This is a genomic window from Coleofasciculus sp. FACHB-712 (assembly GCF_014695635.1).
GTDB lineage: Bacteria > Cyanobacteriota > Cyanobacteriia > Cyanobacteriales > FACHB-T130 > FACHB-T130.
The window spans coordinates 1-9,616 of the sequence record NZ_JACJOQ010000636.1 but is presented as its reverse complement, the minus strand read 5'-3'; the positions used below and the strand labels follow the sequence as shown (position 1 = coordinate 9,616).

10 protein-coding genes are annotated in these 9,616 nt (G+C 46.5%); 5 read left to right on the top strand and 5 right to left on the bottom strand.

Annotation, left to right across the window (positions count from 1 at the left end; translation table 11 throughout):
• The 3 genes from H6F50_RS23860 to phaA form a co-directional block, all read right to left on the bottom strand.
• On the bottom strand, window positions 1–560 hold a 560-nt coding region (locus H6F50_RS23860; protein ID WP_190430603.1), incomplete at its 3' end, for an SDR family NAD(P)-dependent oxidoreductase.
• A 208-nt stretch (window positions 561–768) separates the two neighbouring features.
• Entirely contained in the window at window positions 769–1,806 is a 1,038-nt protein-coding gene (locus H6F50_RS23855) for a hemerythrin domain-containing protein (RefSeq protein ID WP_190430602.1), read from the bottom strand.
• Window positions 1,807–2,142: 336 nt separating this feature from the next.
• A complete protein-coding gene (gene phaA / locus H6F50_RS23850) occupies window positions 2,143–3,333 on the bottom strand; it encodes an acetyl-CoA acetyltransferase PhaA (protein ID WP_190430601.1) in 1,191 nt (396 codons plus the stop codon).
• A 364-nt stretch (window positions 3,334–3,697) separates the two neighbouring features.
• On the opposite strand from phaA, the gene H6F50_RS23845 reads away from it, so the two are divergent.
• Together H6F50_RS23845 and H6F50_RS23840 are read left to right on the top strand one after the other, a co-directional pair.
• A complete protein-coding gene (locus H6F50_RS23845) occupies window positions 3,698–3,979 on the top strand; it encodes a hypothetical protein (protein ID WP_190430600.1) in 282 nt (93 codons plus the stop codon).
• A 417-nt stretch (window positions 3,980–4,396) separates the two neighbouring features.
• Window positions 4,397–5,623 carry a sensor histidine kinase gene (locus H6F50_RS23840; protein WP_190430599.1) on the top strand — a complete coding sequence of 409 codons (1,227 nt, stop codon included), beginning with the start codon at window positions 4,397–4,399 and terminating at the stop codon, window positions 5,621–5,623.
• Window positions 5,624–5,669: 46 nt separating this feature from the next.
• Here H6F50_RS23840 and H6F50_RS23835 read toward each other — a convergent pair whose 3' ends face one another.
• Entirely contained in the window at window positions 5,670–6,077 is a 408-nt protein-coding gene (locus tag H6F50_RS23835; protein ID WP_190412129.1) for a response regulator, read from the bottom strand.
• Between the two features lie 405 nt (window positions 6,078–6,482).
• Between H6F50_RS23835 and H6F50_RS23830 the strand changes: the two genes are divergently transcribed.
• From H6F50_RS23830 to H6F50_RS23820, 3 genes are all read left to right on the top strand, one after another.
• Window positions 6,483–7,016, top strand: coding sequence for a vitamin K epoxide reductase family protein (locus H6F50_RS23830; RefSeq protein ID WP_190430598.1), 534 nt, complete (start codon window positions 6,483–6,485; stop codon window positions 7,014–7,016).
• Window positions 7,017–7,108: 92 nt separating this feature from the next.
• Complete coding sequence (locus tag H6F50_RS23825) at window positions 7,109–7,306, top strand: hypothetical protein (RefSeq protein ID WP_190430597.1); 198 nt, start codon at window positions 7,109–7,111, stop codon at window positions 7,304–7,306.
• A gap of 408 nt (window positions 7,307–7,714) precedes the next feature.
• A complete protein-coding gene (locus H6F50_RS23820) occupies window positions 7,715–8,743 on the top strand; it encodes a chemotaxis protein CheB (protein WP_339380190.1) in 1,029 nt (342 codons plus the stop codon).
• A gap of 208 nt (window positions 8,744–8,951) precedes the next feature.
• Here H6F50_RS23820 and H6F50_RS23815 read toward each other — a convergent pair whose 3' ends face one another.
• Window positions 8,952–9,377 carry a nuclear transport factor 2 family protein gene (locus H6F50_RS23815; protein ID WP_190430596.1) on the bottom strand — a complete coding sequence of 142 codons (426 nt, stop codon included), beginning with the start codon at window positions 9,375–9,377 and terminating at the stop codon, window positions 8,952–8,954.
• Window positions 9,378–9,616 lie beyond the last annotated feature (239 nt).

Genomic DNA, 9,616 nt, shown 5'->3' with positions numbered 1-9,616 from the left:
ACCATATCAGTCTCAATAAATCCCGGTGATACAGCGTTGACTCGTACCCCATAACGAGCCGCCTCTAAAGCGAGGGACTTGGTTAAACCAATCACAGCCGCCTTGGTTGCGGCATAGTTAGTTTGACCGATGTTTCCCCGTTCACCCGAAATCGAGCTGATGCAAACCACAGAGCCTTCTTTCCGCTCGTACATTTTGGGGATAACGGGCATCAGCGTGTTGTAGACGCCTTTCAAGTTAGTGTCAATTACGGCATCCCAGTTTTCAGTCGTCAGTTTAGGAAAAAAGTTGTCTTGAGTAATCCCAGCATTCGCCACAATCCCGTAAATTGACCCTAGTTTCTGTTCAACCTGTTCTGCTACTGCCGTCATCGCTGCTTTGTCGGTTACATCAGCTTGAATTGCGATCGCTCCATGCTGACCCTTAATAGAGCTAATACTGCGGTGGGTGTAAGCTACCTTAGCTCCTAGCTCCTCCAAGAGACTGACGATAGCGGCTCCTATCCCTCGATTACCACCCGTTACCAAGACGACTTTATCTTCCAGTCCCAAAGACACCATGAGCCACTCCCTAATTTCTATTGCTGATTCCAGTGTCTTCGCCACTTAGCGCCAATCTTTGCAGTTGTAGTTGAGCCACAGTGAAACCCAACAAATGCTTATGAATGTTGTGAGCTAGCGGTTCAGATACCCGACTTCTCAAAGAAGTCGGGTATCTTGGCTTCACGAATCATTTAGGACTGCTATTAGAAGTCGTGAATTATTGCAATTAGGCTGACATTTCTTGCTGAATCTTGCTCTTGGCAGCTTTGAATTCAGTAGCCATTTGCTCTTTCTGCTCAGCGCTGCAATTTTTGTCAATTGCCGTGAACATCGTAAATTCTTCTTGGCGAATGTGGTCGCCAACCACTTCCATTAGGTCTTTAATTTTTGATCTGAAATGGTCGGCATTAGCAGGGTCAATCGCCTTAATTTCATCGAGCATCTGCTTCATTTGCGCTTGCTCATCGTAAAGCTCTTGAGTGTTGTCATCGCCGTAGAAAGAGCGTACTTTCGGGTACACTACTTCTTCTTCTGCTTGAGCGTGTGCTAATAAATCTTTGTAGATTTGCCCGAAATACTCTTGGAGCTTTTGAGGATCTTTCGTCGCCCCAACTTCAGTGAAAAGTGTATTCACTTTCTCGTGATCCAGCCGGATAAGGGTCTGGATATTCATATCTTGCTTGTCAGTGTTTTGGGTAACCACACTGCCAGCTACACCCGATAGGGCAGCAACTGCATCTTGCACCCTTGCCCAGAGTCCCTGATGCGCGTCTTGACCCGTCATTTCGCGGACTCCCACCTGTTCGAGCATCCCCTTGAGCTGTTCTTGGTGAGCGCGACCCTCGAAGTTGACAGTATTGAGAGGCCCAATTGCCAGTTCAATATCAGCCCCTACAACTTGAGCGGCTTTGTGGATCATGATTCCACTCATGGCTTGACCATGCTTTATCAGTTCGTGGTGAATGAGTTTTTGATAATAGGTAAACTCATCACCTGACATCATCTGCTCAAACTGCGGAATAAATATCTTGGTTGCAGCACTCGGTTCAGATTGAATGCCGTATTGAACGATTACAGTGTCTATGATGCCCAGGTGTTTCTGGTCATCAGAAAGCATATTTTGCAGACGCTCACGGACATCTTCATAAGGGCAAGAATCTATGAGTTTTTGCTCGTTAGAGATGATTAAATTTAGAAAGGCTTTCAAGTCTGCCAATCTTTCAGCGATCGCCATCCGCTTTGTATCGTCTATTGTTGTAACCATGCTTTGTTATCCTGTAGGAAAATAATCTGATTGATACCCGCTTCACCGCAGAGGTAATGTAGCTCAATACGAGTTGCCCAAATATTACTCACAGAGCTTTTAGAGGCGTTGTTCACCCCTTGCTTTGAGAACCCGAACGAACACCATTACCTTAGTTCTGGAAATGGGTTATTTCAAGCGAAAAAAACCTTGAATATCTTGATTTTGTCGTTGATCCAGTTCTCTTCCACCTAGCCCAGGTTAGATGTTTTGGTTTAGTCCACGAAAAGCTGAGTTGAGTTACTGAACCAAGAATTCTACGGCTATACGTTGTAAAAACCTTGGAAGTGTCAATTATCAAAGCCGCTCAATTGCGATCGCAGTTCCGCCACCAGTTCCATGACACACCGATGCCAGTCCCATCTGTCCATTTCGCTCCTGTAAGGCGTTGAGCAGCGTGACGATAATTCGCGCCCCCGACGCACCGATGGGATGCCCCAGCGCGATCGCTCCTCCATAGACATTCAGCTTCTCGTAAGGAATGCCCAGCTTCCGGTTGAACAGCACGCTACTCAGAGCAAAAGCCTCGTTGTTCTCGAACAAGTCAAAATCGTAGATTCTCATCTTGAGCTTGTCTAAAAGCTTGTTGACTGCCAGAATCGGAACCTCTGGGAAGCGCCAAGTTTCTCCACCTATCGACGCTCCCCCAAGGATACGGGCTAAGGGTTTGAGGTTATAGCGTTCTACCGCCATTTTGCTTGCCAAAACTAAAGCTGCGGCTCCATCGGATATCTGACTGCTGTTTCCAGCCGTGAACACCCCATCTTCCCGAAAAGCAGGCTTTAGCTTGGCAAGGCTCTGCAAGGTGGTTTCGGGGCGAATCCCCTCATCTTTGTCCACGAGTTGCAAACCTTTTTTTCCCTCTATTCTTATTGGTGCAATCTCCTTGTTGAACCAGCCGTTCTCGGTTGCGATCGCTGCCCTAGCTTGTGAATATAGCGCTACTTCGTCCAAATCCTGCCGCGTCACTTGGTAAGCTGCTGCCAGCCGCTCAGCTTGCTCTCCCATCGTTTCGGTGGTCGTGGAATCGGTAAGACCGTCCTCAAGTAAAATATCACTGAGTTGCTCTGGCGCACCCAGTAGCATCTTATACCCCCATCTGGCTCGATGCGACAGGAAAAACCCTGTCTGAGACATCGATTCCATGCCGCCAGCCAGTACGATTTCCGCTTCGCCAGAACGGATAGCAGTGGCGGCGTTCATCACGCTCATCATTCCCGACGAACACACCATATCCACTGCATACCCATTCACCGTCTGGGGAATCCCGGTTTTGAAAGCTGCCTGACGGGGCAAAGACTGCCCGTGTCCCGCCCTGAGTACATTACCAAAGATATATAGGTCTAAAGCTTCCCCCGAAACTTCCGCCCGATCCAACGCTGCTTGCATGACGTGGGCACCTAATTCTACTGGGGAAAAACCCGCTAACGCACCTCCGAACCGACCGAGCGGTGTCCGTACTGCCGAGACAATATAGGCTTCTTGCATACATCCTCATTATTTTTTACAATGTCAGGTCTTGTAACTTTACTAACTTAAGGCGGGATATTTCTTGAGGTTACTTTCATTAGTTGCAGGAAGGTTTCACCATTTACAATAAAGTCGAACTAAAGCCAGCCCTTGTGATAGCTTCCCGCAAATAAATTAACCCCTATTCTGCGACAGAGGGATTTTTCCCAAGACCGTAACGCCGAAATTCAAAAGACGCTTTTTTGTAAATTATATTTACAATTAACTTAAAAAATTTAGTTTATTTATAAATCATCCATTAGAGCTAAGCACCAATTATTATTTGATTAAGATAGTGGACAACTCATCGGTATTCCATAAGAAAGTAACAGGAGTAACACTAATGGATTGGGCAAATAATTTTGAGCAGTTTACCAGACAGTTAAGCGAGTTGCAGAGTGGTATTCTCAAGAGCTGGACTTCTACCATGCCGACTATGCAAGGTTTCAATACACCCAGTTACCGCGAGAATTTCGAGAAAATTTTGAAATTTCAGGAAGAAGTGCTGGCAAGTTCTCTGCAATTTCAGGCTTTGCTGGCTCGTCTGTCAATCGAAACTCAGAAGCAATTGTGGGAGGGATATTTTAATACGATCCGGAGTACACAAAGCCAAAAATCTGAGTGACTATTAGAGTTGTTTTTGAGATACGAGTGGTTTCAGTTTTTTTAGAGTTTGTTTGTAAAACAATTTACTTTGCAAACATCCTCTAAGGATTAATAAAGCTCGCCAATGTATTTCTTGGGAGCTTTTTTTACTATAAAACAGTTTTGGAAAAAAGTTTTATAGTCGCTTCTTATCATCAAAGCTTTCAATCTAGTAAACAAGCCACAAACCAAAATAAACCTGCTAATTTATTTAATCCTCTACCTACAGAAAGGACATAATGTTAAGCAAGGTTGTACTTTTGAATACAAAGGCCGAAGCTGAACTTTGGAAAGATTTCCTAAAGTCCAGTTACCCGACAAGTAAACTGCGCGATCGCTCAATGTAGAATGATGCCAAGAAGGTTTTGACCGATTCCTCCTCACGCCTCTTGCCATCATGGATTTTAGCCAATTGCTTGTTGGAAAAATAGACGCGATCGCCAAAAACTGGGTTGAAGCAGTCCGCTTGGATAGGCAGATTTCCAGCACTGACGATTTACCCAGATCGGCGATCCGGAATCATATTCCTGATGTGCTAAAAGCGATGGCAACTGTACTTTCCCGCTCCCAAGAAAACGATATTCAGTCCATCGTCCAGAACAGTTTGCATCATGGTGTTCTGCGGGCTGAACAAGGTTTCGCTACCACTGAAATTGCGCGAGAGTATCGTCTACTGCGCCAGACGATCTTTTCCACTTTAGAGGCAGATTTACTAGAGGGTACGGTTCCGGAAGTGATGCGAACCTACAATGCAATTGACGCGACCATCGACGAAGCGATCGCCCAATGCTTCAAAAGTTATGTAGAGGAGCGATTGCAAGAACTACAGCAGGTGCAAAGTCAGGTAGAGTTAACCAATCAAGAACTCACTCGCTTGGTAAAAGCAAATCAGGATAATCTCTCTCAACTAGCCCACGAACTGAAAAATCCTCTGAATTCAATTATTGGCTACTCGGAGCTGATGTTACGCTCTTCACGAAAGAATGTTGAAGTTCAAGACAATTTCCCGAATCTGGAACACATTGAGCGCGTGCTACGCAATAGCAGGCACTTACTGCGCCTGATCAACGATACCCTGGAAATTTCCCGGTATTCAGCAGGGAAGATAGAACTGCACCCAGAACTAATAGATGTACGCTCTTTAATCAACAATGTAGTTGAAATGTTGGAGCCTTTGGCAGCAGCCAAAGAGCTACAAATGGTGGTTGATTGTGATTCGGCTAGTGCCGATAGTTCTGCTGCACGCGCTCCTGAAAAAGTGCTGACAGACGCCTTGCGATTGCAGCAAATTGTCACGAATCTTTTAAGCAACGCAATTCGCTACACAGAGACAGGAAGTGTCCAATTAACGTGTCAGATGTTATCTGATAACCGCTGGTCTATTGCAGTGAGCGACACTGGTATTGGCATTGCTCCAGAAGACCAGTCGCGGGTTTTTGACCCCTTCTTTCAAGCTGGAACTCGCGATCGCATGCCCGATAGCACTGGCTTAGGTTTAGCAATTGTCGCCCAACTGGTAAACCTAATGCAAGGCAAAATCGAGCTGGTATCCCAGGTTGGCGTTGGCTCCACCTTCACCGTCATCTTGCCCCTAGAAGTGAAAACCCTGGAATCAATTTCTTGAATTTTGGTTTTATCTGGTTTTTCTTTTAACTGTATAATTCTTGAAATTATTGAGCAGGATTAACGATACTTTTCAATCGCAAAGATGCTTTAATTCTTGCCATTAACTCCTCAAAATCAATCGGCTTCCGAATGAAGTCATTCGCTCCTAACTCTAATCCTTGAGGGATATTAGCACTCTCACTTGCCGTAATCATCAGAATCGGAATAAAAGGGAGTTGCGGATTTTCCCGAATCCGCCGAGTTACTTCATAACCATCCATTCCTGGCATCATGGCATCCATCAACACTAAATCCGGTGGCGATGCTTCTATCTTGGCTAACGCTGACTTACCATTTCTAGCGCTATCAATCTCATACCCTTCTTCCGCCAAAATCTCCTCTAGGAGGGATACATTATCCTCTAGATCATCTACCAATAAAATGCGTTTAGCTTGAGATTGAGACGATACCATAAAATCGACCCTCCATTTGGGGAAAGATGCTTATAAAAGCTTTTAAATTTTCCAATCTTTTAAATAATAGTTATTTGCTTACTAGCTAACCTCTTACCTAAGGGGAGTTTCACTTAAACCAACGGAAAATCGTGAGAAGAAAAAAGAATCTAAATATTAAGCCAATTTGTAATTTTGAATACAAAAAAAGATAAATTGTAACATTTTATAACTACCTCCAGCGTCAGAGGTAGGCATCAAACCGATTCGTGAAAATGGTAAGCAATTTATTCGAGTATCAGCATCGGCAGCATTGGGCGCGATTGCTGCCGAATTGGATGCAGACTGCGTATTCTATTCGTCGGTTGAAAGCTTCGTGCAAGCCGATGCGACCGTCAACGCATACGTTATTGAGGATTGCGCTTCATGGAGCCACAACAACTAAGTCAGGAACTGCGGAAAGGACAAAACCCTCACATGAGCCGTCGCCGAGCGATTATCGGCTTGTCTATGCTAGGGGGTTCGATGGGACAGCTCGTTACCCTATATCAGACCGGGATTATTAGCCATCTACCCGATCCTCCCGGACAAACGCTTTTCGATGCAGACCGCGTTGACGCATCTAACTATGCTTACAGCCGATTTAACTCACCCGATGGCCCGATAATGGTGCTTACTTACGCCATCACCGCTTGGCTGGCGGCTGCGGGTGGTCTCGATCGCGCTAGACGCAACCCGCTCTTACCCATTGCAATGGGTATCAAGATCCTGATTGACGTGGTGACTAATCTTGAGCTAGCTCGTGAAGAGTGGAGCGAGAACAAAGCCTTTTGCGAGTACTGCCAGGTGGCGACGGTTTGCTCGTTAACGTCTCTAGTGCTGGCAGCGCCTGAAGTGATTGCCGCTACTCGCGCCTTGCTGGGACAGGGCGACAAGAACACCGCAGACGACGCACAGTAAACGATACCAGGAAAGCGCGAAGCACCCTCAATTCCTTGCTTAGGGGCATGGCAGTATGCCCCTACATGAATGATCGGTAAGGGATAAATAAGTTGGTTGTTGCGATTGGTGAGCGAGAAGTGCGCGATTCTCTTTCGGAGACGCCACGCGATCGCTTGGACAATCCCGAAGATTTCGAGCGGATTCAGCAGACGGTGGAAATGTTCAAGGATGTTTTGCCAGAAATAATTGTACAGGATGCCCTATTTCATAGGGGTCTGGCAAATCTTAAACCCGTCACTAAACTTTGACCGGAATTGAGGAGATTTCATCAGATGGTGGTTGAGCGATCGCTGATTTAAGGCGTTAAATGAGCAGTGGATACGATTGGTTAAGCCTGTAATGCTTATAGAAAGAGCATTACAGGCTTAGTTTTGTCTTCTCCTCCTGAGAAGAGAATTTTGCCTAGATTGACCAACAATCAGACAGTTGCTCTTAGCGACCATTTTTCCCCTGCTAGACAAAGGCGAGTTTCGATAAGCTGGAAGAAACGAACAAGCGCAAGCAGCCTATAAGTTTTTGCTGTTAGCAGTCACAAGAGGATACCACTTACTATTTTTACCATTCATAAATGACTGGACTTGAGTGAGTAGATGCGTTCTACTCTCGCTAAAAATCATGAATTCCGCAAGGTAATCGCCTTTAGTCAAGGAAGATAAGTGATAAAGCCTGAGATCGTCGTCATTGGAGCATCGGCGGGAGGGATGGAAGCCCTGAAAAAGCTTCTTGCTCAACTCCCCTCCAATTTTCCCGGTGCTATTTTTATTGTTTGGCATATTGCCCCAGCGTATCCAAGTGTTTTGCCCCAAATTCTGGATCGGGTTTGCTCGCTGCCAGTCGCCCATGCAATTGACAAAGAGGCAATCAAACCGGGACGGGTTTATGTTGCTCCCCCCGATCACCATCTGCTTGTCGAATCGGGGTATGTCCGAGTCACGAAGGGCCCGAAAGAAAATCGCTTTCGTCCCTCGATTGACGTCTTATTCCGCTCTGCCGCCCGGAGCTATGGAAATCAAGCGATCGGGGTGGTTCTTACTGGAATGCTTGATGATGGGGCATCTGGGCTGTACGCAGTGAAGGAGCAAGGCGGGAAAGCGATTGTCCAAGACCCTTTTGATGCACTTCACGCCTCCATGCCTATCCAAGCGATGAAAGCGGTAGAGGTTGATTGGTGCGTCCCCGTCGCAGAAATGGGCGCTTTATTGATTGAGATGACAAACGAAGCCGTCGAGAAGAAAGGAGGACATCTGGTGTCTGAGCAGATGGACATTGAAGTCAAAGTAGCGCGGGAAGACAATGCTTTTGAGAGCGGCATCATGAAGCTTGGGAAGCTCTCTCCCTATACCTGTCCAGAGTGCCACGGGATGCTTCTGCAACTGAAAGAAGGCAACATTATCCGGTTCCGTTGCCATACAGGACATGCCTATTCCCTAAATTCTCTGCTTGTAGAAGTAACGGAGTCTATTGAAGCCTCACTTTGGAAAACACTTCGCGGGATCGAGGAGAGCGAAATGTTAATGAGCCACATGGCTAAACATCTGGGCGAAACGAACGATAGTGAGATGGCGGAACGCTTTTTGCAAAAATCCGAACAAGCAAATAGGCGAGCTAGCCTAGTTAGGCAGGCGGTGATGAGCCACGAAACCCTAAGTCAGGAGAAGATAATTAACCTGGATGGGTATGAGTAGCGACCAACCAAAAGCTTACAAATCGCCCAAGTTTGCCAAAAATCGACACGATTAAATCACCGCCCTATCTACAATTCACTGAGATATTGAATCAGGCAAATAACTTTTGAACCGCCATCCTTCAGGCTACCGCCCGCGATCGCAGTACTGAAAAATACGCTAGGCACCTTTTGAACTATCGAGTCTACCTCCACGGCTACTGCTCAGGCTACTGCTCAGACGTTCCCGGCTCAATCCGTGCCCCAAGCTGAAGAATCCGTCCGAGATCGTCAGCGTTTCGCCAAGTTTCAAGTATCTTGCCGTCAGCAATCCAATGAATGAACGTAGCCGTGAATGTCTGAGGCTGACCGCGACCGGGTATACCAAGGAAACTGTCTTGGACACAGGTGTTGATCGCACGCACGGCAACTTTGTCACCCTCAGCAATTACGTCTTCAATCGTCCATTTCTGCTCGATAGAACCCATTGTCCGAAAGAGTTCGCGAACCCCGTCCGGTCCAGGGATAAGCTCTGGCGGACCACCATGCATCCTCCAAGTCGGGGCAGTCATCTCGCATATCTCCTCAATCTTGTGTTCGTTGATGAGTTCAAACCACCGTCGAGCAATTATTTTGTTGTCCTCGATAGAAGACATCGCTGCCCCTCCTAAGAGTGAGATTAGAAACTGAATGCTACACACCCATGCAAACCCTAACGGCTAGCTTCCGCGATCGCTTATGAATTTTGCAACACAATCAATCAAGTAATCCTCCGTAATGAATAGACCTCTTGCACGAATCAGCTAACCAGAGCTAGCTCAAAGTTGATGATGCCTGCGAGTAGATGCACTCGGCGCGTAAAGTGCCGCCGTCGATTCCGATAGCGCTCAGCCAA